Source organism: Microbacterium testaceum StLB037 (assembly GCF_008763945.1).
GTDB lineage: Bacteria > Actinomycetota > Actinomycetes > Actinomycetales > Microbacteriaceae > Microbacterium > Microbacterium testaceum_G.
In genome coordinates, this window is record NZ_VTQH01000001.1 from 1,218,007 (window position 1) to 1,234,890 (window position 16,884).

Annotated in this window: 17 protein-coding genes; 7 read left to right on the plus strand and 10 right to left on the minus strand. The window is 71.1% G+C overall.

The window, feature by feature from the left end; all coding sequences use genetic code 11:
* Positions 1-57: 57 nt before the first annotated feature.
* Complete coding sequence (locus F9B98_RS15885) at positions 58-1,128, minus strand: epoxide hydrolase family protein (protein ID WP_191966682.1); 1,071 nt, start codon at positions 1,126-1,128, stop codon at positions 58-60.
* A 150-nt stretch (positions 1,129-1,278) separates the two neighbouring features.
* Between F9B98_RS15885 and F9B98_RS15890 the strand changes: the two genes are divergently transcribed.
* On the plus strand, positions 1,279-2,271 hold the full coding sequence (locus tag F9B98_RS15890; protein ID WP_191966683.1) for a hypothetical protein: 993 nt from the start codon (positions 1,279-1,281) through the stop codon (positions 2,269-2,271).
* Between the two features lie 33 nt (positions 2,272-2,304).
* A complete protein-coding gene (locus F9B98_RS05685; protein WP_150954084.1) occupies positions 2,305-3,042 on the plus strand; it encodes a hypothetical protein in 738 nt (245 codons plus the stop codon).
* 188 nt (positions 3,043-3,230) lie between these two features.
* Here F9B98_RS05685 and F9B98_RS05690 read toward each other — a convergent pair whose 3' ends face one another.
* Positions 3,231-3,491 (minus strand): DUF3253 domain-containing protein, encoded by a 261-nt coding sequence (locus F9B98_RS05690; protein WP_150954087.1) that lies wholly within the window; start codon positions 3,489-3,491, stop codon positions 3,231-3,233.
* A 47-nt stretch (positions 3,492-3,538) separates the two neighbouring features.
* Between F9B98_RS05690 and F9B98_RS05695 the strand changes: the two genes are divergently transcribed.
* Positions 3,539-4,270 carry a YqjF family protein gene (locus F9B98_RS05695; RefSeq protein ID WP_150954091.1) on the plus strand — a complete coding sequence of 244 codons (732 nt, stop codon included), beginning with the start codon at positions 3,539-3,541 and terminating at the stop codon, positions 4,268-4,270.
* Positions 4,271-4,406: 136 nt separating this feature from the next.
* Here the strand turns inward: F9B98_RS05695 and F9B98_RS05700 are convergent, their stop codons facing one another.
* From F9B98_RS05700 to F9B98_RS05715, 4 genes are all read right to left on the minus strand, one after another.
* A complete protein-coding gene (locus F9B98_RS05700; protein WP_150954096.1) occupies positions 4,407-5,312 on the minus strand; it encodes a glycine betaine ABC transporter substrate-binding protein in 906 nt (301 codons plus the stop codon).
* A 133-nt stretch (positions 5,313-5,445) separates the two neighbouring features.
* On the minus strand, positions 5,446-6,450 hold the full coding sequence (locus F9B98_RS05705) for an ABC transporter permease (RefSeq protein ID WP_150954099.1): 1,005 nt from the start codon (positions 6,448-6,450) through the stop codon (positions 5,446-5,448).
* Positions 6,450-7,763 carry a quaternary amine ABC transporter ATP-binding protein gene (locus F9B98_RS05710; protein WP_150954101.1) on the minus strand — a complete coding sequence of 438 codons (1,314 nt, stop codon included), beginning with the start codon at positions 7,761-7,763 and terminating at the stop codon, positions 6,450-6,452. Before F9B98_RS05710 ends, F9B98_RS05705 begins: the two co-directional genes overlap by 1 nt.
* A 375-nt stretch (positions 7,764-8,138) precedes the next feature.
* Positions 8,139-8,444 carry a chorismate mutase gene (locus F9B98_RS05715; RefSeq protein WP_150954104.1) on the minus strand — a complete coding sequence of 102 codons (306 nt, stop codon included), beginning with the start codon at positions 8,442-8,444 and terminating at the stop codon, positions 8,139-8,141.
* A gap of 80 nt (positions 8,445-8,524) precedes the next feature.
* Here F9B98_RS05715 and F9B98_RS05720 point away from each other — a divergent pair, with 80 nt between their 5' ends.
* Positions 8,525-9,649: an AI-2E family transporter gene (locus tag F9B98_RS05720; protein WP_225310235.1), complete on the plus strand. Its 1,125-nt coding sequence runs from the start codon at positions 8,525-8,527 to the stop codon at positions 9,647-9,649.
* Positions 9,650-9,663: 14 nt separating this feature from the next.
* Here F9B98_RS05720 and F9B98_RS05725 read toward each other — a convergent pair whose 3' ends face one another.
* Both F9B98_RS05725 and F9B98_RS05730 read right to left on the minus strand, forming a co-directional pair.
* A complete protein-coding gene (locus tag F9B98_RS05725; protein ID WP_150954107.1) occupies positions 9,664-10,866 on the minus strand; it encodes a lactonase family protein in 1,203 nt (400 codons plus the stop codon).
* Complete coding sequence (locus F9B98_RS05730; protein WP_150954110.1) at positions 10,866-12,152, minus strand: adenylosuccinate synthase; 1,287 nt, start codon at positions 12,150-12,152, stop codon at positions 10,866-10,868. Before F9B98_RS05730 ends, F9B98_RS05725 begins: the two co-directional genes overlap by 1 nt.
* Positions 12,153-12,596: 444 nt before the next feature.
* Here F9B98_RS05730 and F9B98_RS05735 point away from each other — a divergent pair, with 444 nt between their 5' ends.
* Genes F9B98_RS05735 through F9B98_RS05745 form a run of 3 tightly spaced genes read left to right on the plus strand, consistent with a single transcriptional unit; the run spans position 12,597 to position 15,021 of the window.
* Positions 12,597-13,619 carry a zinc-dependent alcohol dehydrogenase gene (locus F9B98_RS05735; RefSeq protein ID WP_150954114.1) on the plus strand — a complete coding sequence of 341 codons (1,023 nt, stop codon included), beginning with the start codon at positions 12,597-12,599 and terminating at the stop codon, positions 13,617-13,619.
* The gene (locus F9B98_RS05740; protein ID WP_150954117.1) at positions 13,616-14,377 is read left to right on the plus strand and encodes an SDR family oxidoreductase; all 762 of its coding nucleotides are present in this window, start codon (positions 13,616-13,618) and stop codon (positions 14,375-14,377) included. The genes F9B98_RS05735 and F9B98_RS05740 overlap by 4 nt, the downstream gene beginning before the upstream one ends.
* Positions 14,374-15,021, plus strand: coding sequence for a bifunctional 4-hydroxy-2-oxoglutarate aldolase/2-dehydro-3-deoxy-phosphogluconate aldolase (locus tag F9B98_RS05745; RefSeq protein WP_191966684.1), 648 nt, complete (start codon positions 14,374-14,376; stop codon positions 15,019-15,021). Before F9B98_RS05740 ends, F9B98_RS05745 begins: the two co-directional genes overlap by 4 nt.
* 3 nt (positions 15,022-15,024) lie before the next feature.
* On the opposite strand, the gene F9B98_RS05750 is transcribed toward F9B98_RS05745, so the two are convergent.
* Together F9B98_RS05750 and F9B98_RS05755 are read right to left on the minus strand one after the other, a co-directional pair.
* A complete protein-coding gene (locus F9B98_RS05750; RefSeq protein WP_150954122.1) occupies positions 15,025-15,870 on the minus strand; it encodes an amidohydrolase family protein in 846 nt (281 codons plus the stop codon).
* Positions 15,867-16,856 (minus strand): aldo/keto reductase, encoded by a 990-nt coding sequence (locus tag F9B98_RS05755; RefSeq protein WP_150954124.1) that lies wholly within the window; start codon positions 16,854-16,856, stop codon positions 15,867-15,869. The genes F9B98_RS05750 and F9B98_RS05755 overlap by 4 nt, the downstream gene beginning before the upstream one ends.
* Positions 16,857-16,884: the final 28 nt, after the last annotated feature.

The following is a 16,884-nucleotide window of genomic DNA, read 5'->3' on the forward strand; positions in this document are numbered from 1 at the left end:
GCGTGAGGGGTCATCTTCTGTCGCCTGGCGAGAGCCGCGGCGACAGAAGATGACCCCTCACACGTCCTCGACCAGGGCGCGGAGGTCGGCGGCGAGCATCGCGGGGTGCTCCATCGCGCCGAAGTGGCCCCCCGACGGGAAGCACGTGAACCGGACGGTCGGGTACCAACGCCGGGCGAACGACTCGACGCCGTGGTCGATGTCGTGCGGGAAGAGACCGAACGCCGTCGGCACGCTCACCCGCCCGGTCGGCGGGAAGCGCCGCCGATCGAAGTACACCCGAGCAGCGCTACCGGCCGTACGGGTGAACCAGTGCACCGACAGGTTCTCGAGGATCAGTTCGAGGGGGATGCGCTCGAACACGTCGCCGTCACCCCAGGCCTGGAACTTCTCGAGGTACCAGCTCGCAAGTCCCGCCGGCGAATCCGTGAGCGCGGCGGCGAGCGTCTGCGGCTTGGTGCGCTGCTCGGCGGCGTAGGCACCCTCCGCGGTCTCCCAGGCGGCAGCGGCATCCGCCCACTCCCTCTCTTCGGTCGTCAGATCGGGATCATCGAGCGTGTGCCACAGTGGCACGTCCGAGAGATGCAGGGCCGTCACGCGCTCGGGGGCGAGCGAGGCGACCTGGTCGGCGATGGCGGTGCCGAGATCGCCGCCGTGCACTGCGAACGACCGCACGCCGATCTCGTCGAGCGCCGAGAGGAGGCGGTCGGCGTTCCAGCGTGGGCCGCCCTCGTCGCGACCCGCCGGGTCGCTGTACCCGAACCCGGGGATGCTGGGCACGATCACGTCGAGCTCGGCGAGGTGCTCGACCACCCCGCGGAACCGCACGAAGCTGTCGGGCCACCCGTGGATGAGCACGATCGCCGGCGCGCCGGGTGTGCCTGAGCGCCACAGGTGCACGCGACGGCCGGCGTCGCCGACGAGCAGGTGCTGCTCCGCCCGCAGCCGCTGCTCGATGAGGTCCCAGTCGAACTGCGCCCAGGCATCGAGCACGCGGCGCAGCGCCGACGGACGTGTGCCGCGCGACCAGTCGTCGCCCACGTCGTCGGGCCATCGTGTCGCGGCGATGCGTCGTCGCAGATCGTCGATCTCGTGAGCCGAGGTACGCGGGTCGAGGCGGGTGATCACGACCCCACCCTGGCACGAGCCGCACGGGCGCGGCCAGGGAACGCATCCTGCGGAGGACCGGGGTCGCACAACTGCGCCCGACCGTCCGCGGTTGCGGATTCCGGCTCGACACCCAGCCCCCTGTCGGAGGCCCGGCATAGCATGGGCCCCGTGGAACCGCTTCTGGCCCTTCTGGTCGACTGGTGGTGGATCGGCCCCGCGGCGGCCGGTGCGGGCACCGTCGGCTGGCTCGGTGTGCGCCGGTCCCGACAGCGGGCTCTTCCTGCCGGCACGACGACCACGACCGACCGGGCCGTCCGCGCCTGGTCCTCGCGTCCCCTCGGCAAGGCAGCGGCTCGCCGCCTCGAGCTCGATGCCGCGATGCTCGACCTGCAGACCGCCCGCTCGGCGGTCACCCGCGGTCGCGCCGAGATCAAGGTCGCCGACGCCGAGGTCGTGCGGGCCCAGGCTGAACGTGCCGCCTCGCGCGTCTCGAATGACACCGTCGCCGCCGCCCGAGCGCGCCTTGCCGACGCGCAGCGCGACCTGCGTGCCGCGGTGGCCGAGGTGCGCGCGCGTCGCGCCGGAGTGAAGGCGGCGAAGGCCATGCTTCCGGCGATCCGTTCGGGCAGTGCGCCGCTTCCCGTCGCGCGCCTGCTGGCCGAGCACGACGCGATCCTCGCGCGATGGATGGCGTACGAGACCGACCCCGGCCTCGCCATCGACTTCCCGCAGATGAGCGACTCCCGCTCGCCGCTTCTCGCCGAGTTCCTCCGCGCGCACGAGAAGGCGCAGTGGCTCCGGCCGGCCTCGGTGCAGACGCGCCTGGCTCCCGCCGACTTCCTCGCGTACCGCGACGCCGTGCGCCGCACCGGTCACGCTTTCGACCGCGCCGAGCGCGCGGCCCGCCGTGGCGGGAGCGAGCAGGCGGGCGTCGAGGGCAACGATGCGTGGAGCCGTGTGGCATCCGATCTCGCCGAGACGGCCCAGCGCGCCCTCGCCCGCTCGATGGAGTCGATGGGGCGAGCAGCCGCCCGCAACTGGAACGAACGCGGAGCGAAGCGCGCGCAGAAGAAGACTCCGGATGCCGACGGCCATCCGCCCCGAAACGGTCCGGTGTGGCCGCCTCCCGCACGAGACCGGCCGCGGCCGCCCGCTTCCTGAGAGCGGCCGAGAACAGCGGCGTAGCATGGCGCCGTGAACGAGTTCTGGAACTTCGCCGGGCACTACTGGTGGCTCGTCTTCCCCCTCTTCGGGATGACGATGGGCGCCATCAACGCGCGCGTGAAGCACCGCGAGGTCACCGCACGGCGTCGGCACCGCGAACAGCTCGAGCTGATCCGAGCGCAGGGTGGCTCCGCGGTCTCCGGCCCTGCGGCCCCCGCACCTCTCGCCGCGCCCGGCGACGGACAGCAGCGCGCCGTCGAGGCCCAGGACGCCGTGACCCACCGCTGGCTCGAGTACGAGCTCGACGCCGCGAAGCTCATCACCTATCCGGCCATGAGCGACGGACGCCAGCCGCTGACGGCCGCGTTCCTGCGCGCCAAGAAGGTCGCCGACAACCTGCGCCCCGCCGAGGGCGAGACGCTCACGCCCGAACGGCTGCGCGAGTACCGCGATGCCGTCACCGATTACGAGGTCGCGTTCGACGTGGCCGAGCGCGATGCGCGCCGCGTGAAGGACGCGGCGTTCACCGCCGACGAACGCAAGCGCCTCGACACGGCGAAGCAGCTCCTGACCGTCGCGACCGACCAGGCCGCGTCGCCGAACGAACGCCAGCTCGCCTACAAGCGCGTTCGTGAAGAGCTCGACGGACTGATCCTGCTGTCCGACGAGGCGGTCGACGTGCTCGAGAAGAAGATCGCGCTCGAGCTCCCCCGCGGTGCCGACCCCGCCCCGCGCGCCTCGACCACGCCGCCCGAGCCCGCGCTCTGACGACGGCGGGTGCGACCGCGCGCCATCGCGTGGGGACGCCGGGGGCCCGGCATCCGGAGTCGGGTTCGGCGAGGCGTGCGTGCGGCGAGGTCGCAGATGGGCGCTTTTCTCGCAGATCCGTCGCAGATGTCTGCGAGATCCGTGCGTTTCTGCAATTGCCGCGCGTTCGGGCCCGTCGGGCAGACGGGTCAGCGAGCGCGACGGATGCGCACCGGCCCGCGGGCGGTGGCCACATCGACCACCTCGCCCTTCTGCGTGACCTCGACCTCGCCGAGACCCACCAGCTCGCGGGCCGCGTCGCGCGCCGGCTGCATGAGCTCGCGCCACTCGTCACCGCCGACCGCGCGGGCGGCCTCGGACGGGCAGATCGTCTTGTCGGCCTCGCGTGCGGCGAGCAATTCGCGGATGGATGCCACGAGCCGAGGGTCTGCACCAGATGACGGGGCCATCTGTCCAGTGTCCCTCCGCGCCGAGGCGTCGGGGTCAGAATGACCCGGTGATCACCGAGCGCCATGCCCCCGACCTGCCCGGACGCGCCGTCATCGCCCAGCGCTGGAACCGCGCGGTCTTCGTGCACTGGCGGATCGACCCGGCCGAGGTCGCGCCGTTCCTGCCGCCGGGGACCCGGCCGGATGTGCACGACGGGTCGGCGTGGGTGGGACTCGTGCCGTTCGTGCTCAGCGAGTTCCGGTTCCTCCCGCTTCCGCCCGTGCCGCTTCTGGGCACCTTCACCGAGATCAACGTCCGCACCTACGCCGTCGACGACGAGGGCCGGCGCGGGGTGGTCTTCCGCACGCTCGAGGCCGAGCATCTCGCGCCCGTGCTCGCCGCCCGCGCCCTGTTCGGCCTGCCGTACCGCTGGGCCCGCGCGGGGGTGCGCGCCGAGGGCTCGCGCATCGAGTTCCGGTCGCGGCGGCACGGGTCCCGGCATCCGGGAACCCGCGTGCGGGCCACCCTGGGCACCGAGGCGGTGGATACGCCGCTGTCGCGGTTCCTCACCGCCCGCTGGGGTTTCCACGAGCGGCACCTCGGCCGCACGATCTGGGCCGCGAACGCGCACGAGCCCTGGCCGCTCGTCGGCGCCGAGCTCGACGTGCTCGACGACGACCTCGTCGCCGACTCCGGCTTCCCGCAGCTCGCCGGGCGCACACCCGACTCGGTGCTCGCGATGCCCGCCGACCACCCCGGCTTCATCACGCGCTTCACGGGCGCGCACGCGATCGGCTGACCGGGCGGGCGGCGCGCAGCTCGCAGAACGACGCCGTCCTCGCAGATCCCGGGCGAAACCTGCGAGAAAGCGCCCAATCCGCGAGAAAAGCGAAGCGGCCCCCTCCGCACCGGAGAGGGCCGCCCGACGCGACAGGTCAGTCGCGCTGCGTCGAGAACGCCGAGGAGTTCTGCTCGAGCCAGGCGTCGACGGCTTCGGCCTCGCGGCCCTCGCCGTACTCGTTGACCACGAGGTCTTCGAGCGAGCCGTACTGCTCGTCGTCGAGTTGGATGCCGGCGATGAGCTCAGCGGCATCCGGGTACTTTTCGGCGAAGCCGGCCGTGCCGAGGAAGTGCAGCGCCTCGGGGTCGCCCATCAGCCCCTGGGGGTCGGCGAGGTCCTTGACGTCGTAGGCGTCGTTCGCCCAGAACGGGCGCCACAGCGTCACGGCGATGTCCTTCTGCGCAGCGATGGCGTTGTCGAGCTCGGTGAGCATCGCCGCGGTCGACGAGGTCACCAGCTCGAAGTCGCCGTCGAGCCCGTAGCCGGGGAGCATGGTCTCCTGCGTCTGCGTGGTGAGACCCGCCCCCGGCTCGATGCCGTAGATGCGGCCGTCGAAGCGTCCGGCGTTGTCCTTCAGCTGCTCGATCGAGTCGATGTCGACGTAGCTCGGCACCGCGATCGTGAGCTTGGCGTTGTCGTAGTACGCGCCGAGGTCGTCGATCTTGTCGCCGTAGCGGTCCATGTACGACTTGTGCGTCAGCTCGGGCCAGGCCGAGGGGTAGATGTCGACGTCGCCCTGGGCGAGGCCGGTGTACAGCGGGCCGGCCTCGGTGAGGGTCTGCATCTCGACCTTGTAGCCGAGCTTGCCGAGCTGGTCCTCGAGCAGGTACGCGGTGCTGAGGCCGTCGGTCCACGAGGGCAGGAAGCCGAGCGTGATCGTGCCCTTCTCGCCGCCGTCGCCCGAGCCGCCTTCGGCCTGGTTTCCGCTGGCGCAGCCGGCGAGCAGCAGGGCTCCCGCCGCGCCGAGGGCGAGGGCGGAGGTGAGGTGTCGCTTGTTCATTGCTGTGTTCTCTTCCTTTTCGTATGTGATTCCGTGGGTCCCTCCCCGCGTGAGGGGTCGTCTTCTGTCGCCTGGCGCGCGCCTGAGCGACGAGAAGTGACCCCTCACGCGGAAGAGGGAGGGATGCCGGGACTCAGCGCCCCGACGACACCGGCGCACGACGGGGTGAGGCCTGCTCGCGCTCGGCCTCGCTCGCGGCATCCGTCGAGGTGGTGTCGACGTGCGGCGCTGCGGTGGCTCCGGCCGTGACGGCCGGGGCCGGACGCGCGGCCCGGCGGCGCGCGAGCACGCCCAACAGCGATCCGCGGTTGTCGGCGCGGTTGCCGAGGGCCGCGGTGAGCCGGTCGAGGTACACGGCGAGGACGACGACGCTGAGGCCCGCCTCGACGCCCTTGGGCAGGTTGACCGTGGAGATCGACTGCACGACCTCCTTGCCGAGGCCGTCGGCTCCGACGATGCCGGCGACGACCGCCATCGACAGCGCGAGCATGATGACCTGGTTGACGCCGGCCATGATGGTGGGCATCGCGAGCGGCAACTGGATGCCGCGCAGGATCTGCCCCGGGGTGGCACCGAACGCGTGCCCGGCCTCGACCGTCTCGGAGTCGACCCCGCGGATGCCGAGCTCGGTCAGGCGCACGCCCGGCGGCAGCGCGAAGATGACGGTCGAGACGACACCGGGGACGACGCCGATGCTGAAGAACGTGATCGCCGGGATCAGGTAGACGAAGGCCGGCATCGTCTGCATGAAGTCGAGGATCGGCTTGAGCACCGCGCGAACGGTGGCGTTGCGCGCCGACCAGATGCCCAGCGGCACCGAGATCGCCACGGCCACGACGGTCGCCACGAGGACGAGGGCGAGCGTCTGCATCGCGGTGACCCACTGCCCCATCGCGAGGATGAGCGCGAACCCGATCACGGTCCCGAGCGCGAGCTTCCACGAGCGCAGCAGCCACGCGAGGGCCGCCGCGACGACGATGACCACGATGATGGGCGCTGCCAGCAGCACGTCGCTGAGCCCGCCGACGAGAAAACGCACGACCAGGGCGACGACGTCGAACAGGCCCGAGAGATTGTCGCGGACCCAGTCCACGCCGGCATCAACCCACGATCCGACCGGAATGCGGAACCCGTCCATCAGCGCACCCCCTCGATCCCGGATGCCGGGACCCCGGCGGGGGTCTCCTCGAGCACCGCGTCGATCTCGGCGGAGGGAAGGGGCTGGGGAAGCACGGTGAGCTCCTCGGTGGCGGTGGGGCCGGGGCCGAGCGCCGCGAGCAGTGTCACGCGCGGGATGACCCCGGCGAGACGCCCGTCGGCGTCGAGGACGGCGAGGGGAAGGGGCGACTCGACCGAGGGGACGAAGAGGTCCATGAGCACGTCGTCGACGCCCACGCTCTGCGGCAGGGGCTTGAGCCTGCCGAGCAGGGAGTTCTCGCCGGCGCGCACGAGCTTCATGGCGTCGCGGTCGGTGATGATGCCGAGCGGCTTGCGGTCGCGATCGGTGACGTAGACGGCCGACATGTAGGCGTCGCGCATCTGGCGCAGCGCCGTGCGCGGGCCCGCCGAGGCGTCGACGCGCGGACGCGGACGCTCCATGACGTTGCCGGCCGTGAGCACGCGGGCGCGGTCGACGTCTTGCACGAACTGCTCGACGTAGTCGTTCGCGGGGTCGGTGAGGATGTCTTCGGGCGTGCCGATCTGCACGATGCGCCCGTCGCGCATCACCGCGATGCGGTCGCCGAGGAACATCGCCTCGTTGAGGTCGTGGGTGATGAAGACGATGGTCTTCTTCAGGGTGCGCTGGAGTTCGAGCAGCTGCTCCTGCATCTCGCGACGGATGAGCGGGTCGAGGGCGCTGAACGCCTCGTCCATCAGCAGGATGTCGGTGTCAGCCGCGAGCGCGCGAGCGATGCCGACGCGCTGCTGCATTCCGCCCGAGAGCGCGGAGGGGAGCTTGTCGCCCCAGCCCTCCAGGCCGACGAGCGCGAGGATCTCGTTCGCTTTGGCGAGGCGCTCGACCTTGCCGACGCCGCGGAGCTCGAGGGGGTACGCCACGTTCGCCGCGACCGTGCGGTGCGGCAGCAGCGCGAAGTGCTGGAACACCATGGCCAGGCGGTCCCGACGGAGCGAGCGCAGACGCGACGCGCCGACGCCGGTGAGGGCGTCGCCCTTCACCTCGACGGTGCCGGCGGTGGCCTCGTGCAGGCCGTTCAGCATGCGGATGATCGTGGACTTGCCCGAGCCGGACAGCCCCATGATGACGAAGATCTCGCCGGGCTGCACCTCGAAGCTGGCGTCGATGACGGCGGCGGTCCCGTCGTCGGCCACGTCTTCGCGTCGGGCACCGGAACGGAGCTTGTCGACGGCGGCCTGAGGGGCGCGTCCGAAGACCTTGAACAGGTTCTTCGCGGCGAGTGCGGGCGCCGCGGAAGCAGGCGGATGGGTCACTGTGTGCACCTCGGCGGCCTTCGGGTGGCCGCAGCGGTCACGCCCGGGTGGCAGCCGTCGGCACTCTCCGGGGGTGGAGCGCGTCAGCGCCGGATATCGGATCCCGCGCTCAGGCCGCCGACCGTACGCTCACCGAGTCGACTCCCCCGAGTCGTCACCGGCGACCGCGGACTGGTCGGGTGGGCGGCCCGAAAACGGGCCTGCACAAACGTTTCACGGTGATGGAATGGCTGGCAAATCGCCCGCGACCTTGCGATCCCGGATGCCGTGTGGCACGCGCGCGCGTGTGGGCGAGGCCTCGCGGGAGCGTCGGGTCACGAACGGCCGATGTCAGCCCGGGCGTGTCGCCGGGGCCGAACGCGGGACGGACCGGGCTCAGCCGGCCTCGGGCTCCGCGGCCGCGGAGCGGTGGTGGCGGATGACCTCCGCCACGACGAAGTTGAACCACTTCTCTGCGAAGGCGGGGTCGAGGTCGGCCTGTTCAGCCAACTGCATGAGCCGCGCGATCTGCTGCTCTTCCCGAGAGGGGTCGGATGCCGGCATCCCGTGCTTCGCTTTGAGGACCCCGACCTGCTTGGTGCAGCGGAACCGCTCGGCGAGCAGGAAGATCAGGGCCGCGTCGATGTTGTCGATGCTTCCGCGGAGCCCCTGCAGAATCGTCGAAGGATCGTTCTCGGTCATGTGTCCTCCTCAACCGCTCCGACCCTACCGCCCGCCGCCGGCCTCCGAGCACGACTCTCGGGGAGTCCTACAGTGTGAGCATGAGCCGATCCACGCGTCCCGACCCCACCGCCGTCGGCGCCGAGGCGGGCGCTCCCACCTCGCGCGACAAGCCGGTCTGGTCCGCCCTCTCCCGTCCGTACGCGGCCGGGTTCTTCCTGACCCTCGGAGGGCTGACCGCGATCCTCCTCGGCATCGCTCTGTCGAACCTGTCGACCGTGCTCGTCTACATCGCGATCGCGCTGTTCGTGGCTCTCGCCCTCGACCCCCTCGTGCGCTTCCTCGTGCGCCGCGGACTTGCCCGCGCGTGGTCGATCGTGATCGTCTTCGGGGGGCTCGCGGTCATCCTCGCCGGCGCCCTGTGGTTGCTCATCCCGCCGATCGTGCGCCAGGTGGAGCAGTTCGTCGGCGACATCCCGACCTTCGTCAACGACCTCATCGACAGCGACGCGGTCCGCTGGGTCGAGAACAACTTCGGCGACAGCCTCGGCGACGTGCTCAAAGAGGTCCAGGGCTTCGTCACGAACCCCGCCAACATCGCCGCCATCGGCGGTGGCCTCCTGCAGGTCGGCGTGAGCATCGGCACGTTCATCTCGGGCGCGATCATCGTGCTCGTGCTGAGCCTGTACTTCCTGGCATCCCTGCCGAAGATGAAGAACTCGCTCGTTCGTCTCACCCCCGCCCGCAGCCGGGAGACCGTCGCCGACATGACCGGCCAGATCACCGACTCGGTCGGTGGCTACCTCGCCGGGATGGTCGTGCTCGCCCTGTGCAACGCGGTGTTCGGTTTTATCGTGTTGACGATCCTCGGCCAGCCGTTCGCGGCGCTGCTCGCCGCCCTCGCGTTCGGCATCACGCTCATCCCGCTCGTCGGTTCGGTGCTCTTCTGGGCGACGGCGACGGTGTTCACGCTCATCGTCAGCCCGACGGCCGGCCTCATCTTCGCCGCCGTCTACCTCGTGTACATGCAGATCGAGGCATACATCCTCACGCCGCGCGTGATGAACCGCACGATCTCGATCCCCGGAGCTCTCGTCGTGATCGGCGCCCTCGTCGGTGGCACGCTGCTGGGCCTGCTCGGAGCGCTTGTCGCGATTCCCGTGACCGCCTCGGTGCTGCTCATCATCAAGCAGGTCGTCATCCCGCGCCAGGATGCCAAGAAGTAGGGCGTGACGCCGGCTCAGCGCATCGGCAGCAGGCGCGTCGGCGACGGCGACGGGGTGCGGTGCCGCACCCGGCCGGGAATGCCGGTGCGGCCGTCGAGCGGCAGCGACACGATCTCGTGCGCCAACTGCCCCGCGACGAGCAGGGTGTCGTCGACGACGACGTGATGCCGCGGCCAGTGGGTGCCCGTCTCGGCGAGCGCGAGGAGCTGCAGCTCTTCCCCGTGCCCGCGCACCGAGAGCACGCCCACGGTGTCGCTGCCCCGGACGCCGGCGTACAGCGTCGACCCGTCGCGGCTCGCCGAGAGCTCCGCCGCCGTGTCGGTGTCGAGGGTCCCGAGCAGCGGCTGGCCCGAGATCACGTGCCAGCGCCCGGCGCGGTCCGGCGCCAGGACGAACACCTCGCAGCTGAGTTCGGTCACGACGTAGAGATGGCCGGAGGGATGCCAGAGCCCGTGCCGCGGGCCGCTGCCCTTCGGCAGCGCGACCTCCTGCACCGCGCGCAGGCCGCCCTCGTGAGCACGCCAGAACCGGACGAGGTCGTAGCCCATATCGGTCGTCGCGATGAGGCCCCCGGGCAGGAAGACCGCCTGATGGGCCCGCGAGACGCGCGCTCCCGCCGCGGCCTCCTCCGACTCGGCGTCAGTGAGGGGCGCATCGTCGTAGTCGGGGACGAGATGGGCGTACTCGTCGCCCGCGGCTTCGCGGAGGGCTCGCGCGGCGGCGGCCAGATCGGGCACGACCGCGCCCGAGACCCGGGCTCCTGTGGAGACCGTGCCCTCGTCTGACGACGATCCGTGGGGGTCGGTGGCCTCGGCCGCGACGACCGGACGCGACGGGCGACCCTGCGCATCCAGCGCGATGCGCACGACACGTCCGTCTCCCCAGCAGCTCGCGACGAGGAACGAGGCGTCGGGAGCGACCGCGACATGGCACACCGCGCCCCCTGCCTCGACGGGCGGGCCGAGCGGTATCAGCCGCGTCTCGCTCGTGCGCCGGAACGCCTGGACCGTGCCGTCGAACTCGACGGCGGCGTACACGACGTCGTCGTTCGAGGGATGGGCCGCCACCCACGACGGCGACCCCGGCACCGCGGCTGCGGTCGCGACCATGCCGAGGGGGCCACCAGCGCCCGGGGCGTCGGACTCCCCCGCCTGCAGGATGCCGATGCCCTCCGCCGACCCGGTGTCGGGGGCGTAAGCGCCGACCCAGAGACGCATCAGTCGATGAGGTCGTGACGAACGATCACCTGGTCGCGGGCGGGGCCCACGCCGATGACCGAGATGCGCGTGCCGCTCATCTTCTCGAGAGCGAGCACGTAGTCCTGGGCGTTCTGCGGCAGGTCCTCGAAGGTCCGCGCGGTCGAGATGTCCTCGCTCCAGCCCGGGTAGTACTCGAGGATCGGCTTCGCGTGGTGGAAGTCGGTCTGGTTCACGGGCAGGTCGTCGAACCGCTCGCCGTCGACGTCGTAGGCGACGCAGACCGGGATCTGCTCGAGGCCGCCGAGGATGTCGAGCTTGGTCAGCACGAGGTCGGTGATGCCGTTGATGCGCGTCGCGTACCGCGTGATCGGGGCGTCGTACCAGCCGACCCGGCGGGGGCGGCCCGTGGTGGTGCCGAACTCGAAGCCGCGCGAGCGCAGCCAGTCGCCGCTCTCATCGAACAGCTCGGTGGGGAAGGGACCCGAACCGACGCGCGTCGTGTACGCCTTGACAATGCCGACGATCCGGTCGAGCCGGTTGGGGCCGACGCCCGAGCCCGTCGATGCGCCACCGGCGGTCGCCGACGACGACGTCACGAAGGGGTAGGTGCCGTGGTCGACGTCGAGCATGGTGGCCTGGCCGCCCTCGAAGACGACGACGTCGCCCGCCTCGAGAGCGTCGTTCAGCAGGAGCGAGGTGTCGGCGACCATCGGGCGCACGCGCTCGGCGTACGAGAGCAGGTCGTCGACGATCTCGTCGGCCGTGATCGAGCGGCGGTTGAAGATCTTCACCAGCAGGTGGTTCTTCTGGTCGAGGGCGCCCTCGACCTTCTGGCGCAGGATGTTCTCGTCGAAGAGGTCCTGCACGCGGATGCCGACGCGGTTGATCTTGTCGGCGTAGGCCGGGCCGATGCCGCGACCGGTGGTGCCGATCATGCGCTTTCCGAGGAAGCGCTCGGTGACCTTGTCGAGCGTGCGGTGGTACTGCGTGATGATGTGCGCGTTGGCGCTGATCTTGAGGCGGCTCGTGTCGAGGCCGCGGGCGTTGAGGGCCTCGAGCTCGTTGAAGAGCACCTCGAGGTCGACCACGACGCCGTTGCCGATCACGGGCGTGACGCCCGGAGACAGGATGCCGCTGGGCAGCAGGTGAAGCGCGTACTTCTCGTCGCCGATGACGACGGTGTGCCCGGCGTTGTTGCCGCCGTTGAACTTCACCACCCAGTCGGTGCGCTCACCGAGCAAGTCGGTGGCCTTGCCCTTGCCTTCGTCGCCCCACTGGACGCCGACGATCACGATTCCGGGCATGTGCGCTCCTCGCGTCTGATTCCGGCGGTACACCCCATCCTATCGAGCGGGTCCGACACGGCCCGTGCGCGCGTGATCGCTCGCGCTGGTCCGTGAAAACATGAGCCCAAGGCATCATACGTAGTATGATTGCGGCATCCACCGCTCGCGCTTTCCGCGCAGGACGAAGGGGACCCCGATGACGCGGCCGACCGACCTTCCTCGTATCGACGCCATCGATCCGGCGCACTCTCCGCTCGGAACCACGGGCGACGACCGCGGCGGGATCGAGGCAACCGTCTTTCCTCCCATTCCCCGCCTGCTCGAGCGGACCGGGCGCCCACATCGACGACCGTGTCGCGGGGTCACGCACTCTCCGGCGACGTACGCCACGACGACAGGGTCGTGATGGTGTCACCCCCATCGGACCCGAGGCCTTTTCATCCCACAACCCAAGGAGAAGCCATGCGCGCAGCCGCGTACACCGGCGACGGAGTCGTCTCCGTCACCGACGCCACCCCGACCGATCCCGGACCCGACGACGTCGTCATCGACGTCGCCTACGTGGGGGTGTGCGGCACCGACCTGCACATCATCCACGGCTCGATGGACGGCCGCGTCTCGCGCCCGCTCGTCTTCGGCCACGAGATGAGCGGCACGATCCGCGCGCTCGGGGCCGACGTCACGGGGTGGAACGTCGGTGACAGCGTCACCGTGATGCCCCTGGACTGGGACGGCACCTGCCCCGCGTGCCGCAACGGCAACCAGCACATCTGCCAGAACCTGGACTTCATCGGCATCGACTCCCCCGGCGCCCTTCAGCAGACCTGGACCGTGCCGGCATCCACTCTCGTCCCGCTTCCGGCGAGCCTGTCGCTGCGCACCGCGGCCCTCATCGAGCCCGTCGCCGTGGCCGTGCACGACGTGCGCCGCTCCGAGCTGCGTGCGGGCGATCGCGCGGTCATCATCGGCGGGGGTCCGATCGGCGTGCTCATCGCCTCGGTCGCCCGCCAGGCCGGGGCCGAGATCGTGGTGCTCGAGCTGGATCCCGCCCGTCGCCTGATGATCGAACAGCTGGGCTTCACCACTGTCGACCCGAGCGCCACGGACGCCACGGCATGGGTCGAGGAATGGACCGGCGGCGCCGGGGCCGACGTCGTCTTCGAGGTGTCGGGGGCCGCCGCCGCGGTGCGCTCGGCGACCACCTTCGCGCGCGTGCGCGGCACGATCGTCATCGTGGCGATCCACCCGATGCCGCGCGAGATCGACCTGCAGCGCGTCTTCTGGCGCGAGCTCCGCCTCCTCGGCGCGCGCGTCTATCAGCGCATCGACTTCGAGCGCGCCATCGAACTCCTGGACTCGGATGCCATCGACGCCGAGGCGGTCATCACCTCGGTGTATCCATTGACCGGTGTCACCGACGCCCTGGCCGAGTTGCAGAGCGGGCGCGCCCTGAAGGTCCTCATCGACGTGCAGGCCGACGCATGAACGCCTCGCCGTTCGACCTGTCGGGTCGCACCTCCGTCGTCACCGGCGCTTCCCGGGGCATCGGCCTGAGCATGGCCGACGCCCTGGCCGCGGCCGGGGCCGACGTGATCGCCGTCGCATCCCGCCCCCTGCCCGAGGGCAGCGCCGTCGAGCAGGCCGTCACCGCGCACGGCCGCCGCTTCACGGCCCGCCACGCCGACTTCTCGGACGTCGACGCCGTCGTCGCCCTCGGCGAGGAGCTCTCCGGTCTCGACGTCGACATCCTCGTGAACAACGCCGGCACGATCGAACGCGCCCCGGCGGCCGAACATCCTCTCGACGCGTGGCGACGTGTCATCGACGTCGACCTCACCAGCCACTTCGCGCTCACGCAGAAGCTCGCAGGCCCCATGCTCGACCGCGGCGACGGGCGTGTCATCTTCACCGCGAGCCTGCTGAGCTTCCAGGGCGGCATCACCGTCCCCGGGTACGCGGCCGCGAAGTCGGGCATCGCCGGCCTCACGCGCGCGCTGAGCAACGAGTGGGTCGGTCGCGGGGTCACCGTGAACGCCATCGCGCCGGGCTACATCGCCACCGACAACACGCAGGCGCTGCAGGACGACCCCGACCGTTCGCGCAGCATCCTCGAGCGCATCCCGGCCGGGCGGTGGGGTCGCGCCGACGACCTGGGCGGGGCCACGGTCTTCCTCGCGTCGGCCGCGGCGGCCTACGTGTCGGGCATCGTCCTCCCCGTCGACGGCGGATGGCTCGCCCGATGACGTCGGTGCTCGACGGTGTGCAGATCGTCACAGTGCTCACCGCCCCCTCCGTCTCTGCCGCGCTCGTCGCCGGGCACGCCCTCGAGCGCGCGGGGATCACCTGCGTCGAGGTCACTCTCCGCACGGACGCGGGAAGGGATGCCATCGACGCCCTGTCCCATGAGACCGGTCTTATCATCGGCGCGGGCACGGTGCTCACCGCCGAGGAGGTCGCTACAGTGTCGGCCGCGGGAGCGCGTTTCGTGGTGAGCCCCGGGCTCGACGAGGAGGTCGTCGAAGCGACGAGGGCGGCGGGCCTGGCATCGCTGCCCGGGGTCGCCACGGCCTCCGAGCTCCAGCGAGCGCTGCGAATGGGCATCGACACCGTCAAGTTCTTCCCGGCCGATCGCCTGGGCGGGCTCGACACGATTCGCGCCCTCGCGGCCCCCTTCCCCCGCGTGCGGTTCGTTCCGAGCGGCGGAGTCGGCGACGGCAATGCGGCGGAGTACCTCCGGCATCCCTCCATCGCTTCCGTCAGCGGTTCGTGGGTCGCTCCCCCGTCGGCAGTGGCCGCAGAGGACGCGGGGGCGATCGAGAAGGCCGCGTCCGCCGCCGTCTCCGCGCTCGTGGCGGCGGGGATCACGGCGCCCGGCCGCGTCGGGTAGCGCTCAGAGTCCGTAGACGCGCGCCGCCGTTGCACCGAGCACGGCGGCGCGCTCGTCTTCGCCGAGCGACGAGATCGCCTCGGCGATCGCGCTCGAGGCGCGCTCGTAGCCGCCCGCGAGGATGACGACCGGCCAGTCCCCGCCGTACATCAGCCGGTCCGGGCCGAAGACGTCGAGCGCGTCGTCGATGAACGGCTCGATCTGGGCGGGTGTCCACGCATCGAGCGGCCCCACCGACGACGACAGACCCGACAGCTTGGCGACGCTCCGCTCGTCGGCGGCGACATCGGCGAGGGCCGCCCGCCACTCCCGTCGCCCCTGGGCGGACCCACCCACCGGCGGCTTGCCGAGGTGGTCGAGCACGATCCGGAGGTCCGCGACACGATCACGGAGCCGGACGATGTCGGAGAGCTCGTCGTGCGCCGACGTGACGACGTCGAGGGGCAGACCCGCGCGCGCGACCTGCGCGACGTTCTCGACCTGGTGATCGCCGAGGATCCACCCGCGCGAGCCCTTCACGTGCATGAGGTTGCGCAGGCCCACGATCGCGGGCTTCCGGCGCAACGCCCCGAACTGCTCCGCGAAGGCGTCCGGCCGAGCCCCCAGGTCGGCCCACCCCACGACCCCGCGCACGCGCGGGTCGCGGCGCGCCTGGTCGAGCATGTTGTCGGTGTCGGCCGCGGTGTCGGCGGCTTGGACGAGCACGACGCCCTCGATGCCGTGCGCATCTAGCGTCGGCCCCAGGTCCGCGACCGCCATCGTGCGATGGATCTGCGGCACCGAGGCATCCGGCCAGTCGTAGGGGGCTCGTTCGAGATCCCAGACGTGGACGTGGGAGTCGATGATCATCGTCCGGCGGCCTCGGTCGCAGCGGCGAGCGCGGCGGCCCGTGCGTCCAGGCGCTCCCAGAGTTCCCCGGGGATCTCAGCCTCGACCCGGTCGACCCCGCTGACGATGTGATCGACGGTCCTGGCCCCGAGGACGACGGAACGCACGGCGGGGTGGCGCAGCGCGAACTGCACGGCCGCATCGGGGAGGGCGACCCCGTACTCGCGGCACAGGTCCGCCATGTCGCGCGCTCCCTCGATGAGCGTCTGCGGCGCTTGCGCGTAGTTGAAGCGCGCGTCCTCCGGGACGACCGAAGAGCTGAGCAGGCCGGAGTTGTACACGCCGGCGGCCACCACGGCGACGTCGTACTCCAGAGCCAATGGGAGAAGCTCGCGTTCCGCGGTGCGGTCTAGGAGCGTGTAGCGCCCCGCGATCATCACGATGTCGATGTCACACTGCCGGATGAATGCGGCGGGCATCTCGGCCTGGTTCATCCCGACGCCGATCGCACCGACGACGCCCTCGTCGCGCAGTTCCCGGAGGGCCTCGATGCCCGTGGTCGACGCGGCCTTCCAGTGCTCGTCGGGGTCGTGGAGGTAGGCGATGTCGATCCGGTCGACACCGAGCCGCTCGAGACTCTCGTCGATCGATCGCCGGATTCCGTCGCGGCTGAAGTCCCACACGCGCTTCGTCGCCGCGGGGACGATGAAGCCGTCGTCGTCGAGCGCGCCCCGCCCGGCGGGATTGTCGACCAGCAGCCGACCGGCCTTGGTCGACAGGACGTACTCGTTGCGCGGCCGGTTCCGCAGGACGGCACCCATACGGCGCTCCGAGAGCCCCAGCCCATAGTGCGGGGCGGTGTCGAAGTACCGGATGCCGCGCTCCCACGCCGCGTCGACGGCTGCGGCCGTCTCTTCGTCGGTCGTCTCGCGGAAGAGGTTGCCGAACTGCGCTCCCCCGACGCCGAGAGGGGTCAAAGGCAGGCGCGAGAGACGGGTCGCGGTCATGGAAACTCCCTTGTTCGATAAAATCATA

Coding starts and splice junctions, on each gene's coding strand:
- F9B98_RS05690 (WP_150954087.1), bottom strand. CDS start 3,491: ATGGCCCCGTCATCTGGTGCAGACCCTCGGCTCGTGGCATCCATCCGC.
- F9B98_RS05700 (WP_150954096.1), bottom strand. CDS start 5,312: ATGAACAAGCGACACCTCACCTCCGCCCTCGCCCTCGGCGCGGCGGGA.
- F9B98_RS05705 (WP_150954099.1), bottom strand. CDS start 6,450: ATGGACGGGTTCCGCATTCCGGTCGGATCGTGGGTTGATGCCGGCGTG.
- F9B98_RS05715 (WP_150954104.1), bottom strand. CDS start 8,444: ATGACCGAGAACGATCCTTCGACGATTCTGCAGGGGCTCCGCGGAAGC.
- F9B98_RS05720 (WP_225310235.1), top strand. CDS start 8,525: ATGAGCCGATCCACGCGTCCCGACCCCACCGCCGTCGGCGCCGAGGCG.
- F9B98_RS05725 (WP_150954107.1), bottom strand. CDS start 10,866: ATGCGTCTCTGGGTCGGCGCTTACGCCCCCGACACCGGGTCGGCGGAG.
- F9B98_RS05730 (WP_150954110.1), bottom strand. CDS start 12,152: ATGCCCGGAATCGTGATCGTCGGCGTCCAGTGGGGCGACGAAGGCAAG.
- F9B98_RS05735 (WP_150954114.1), top strand. CDS start 12,597: ATGCGCGCAGCCGCGTACACCGGCGACGGAGTCGTCTCCGTCACCGAC.
- F9B98_RS05740 (WP_150954117.1), top strand. CDS start 13,616: ATGAACGCCTCGCCGTTCGACCTGTCGGGTCGCACCTCCGTCGTCACC.
- F9B98_RS05745 (WP_191966684.1), top strand. CDS start 14,374: ATGACGTCGGTGCTCGACGGTGTGCAGATCGTCACAGTGCTCACCGCC.
- F9B98_RS05750 (WP_150954122.1), bottom strand. CDS start 15,870: ATGATCATCGACTCCCACGTCCACGTCTGGGATCTCGAACGAGCCCCC.
- F9B98_RS05755 (WP_150954124.1), bottom strand. CDS start 16,856: ATGACCGCGACCCGTCTCTCGCGCCTGCCTTTGACCCCTCTCGGCGTC.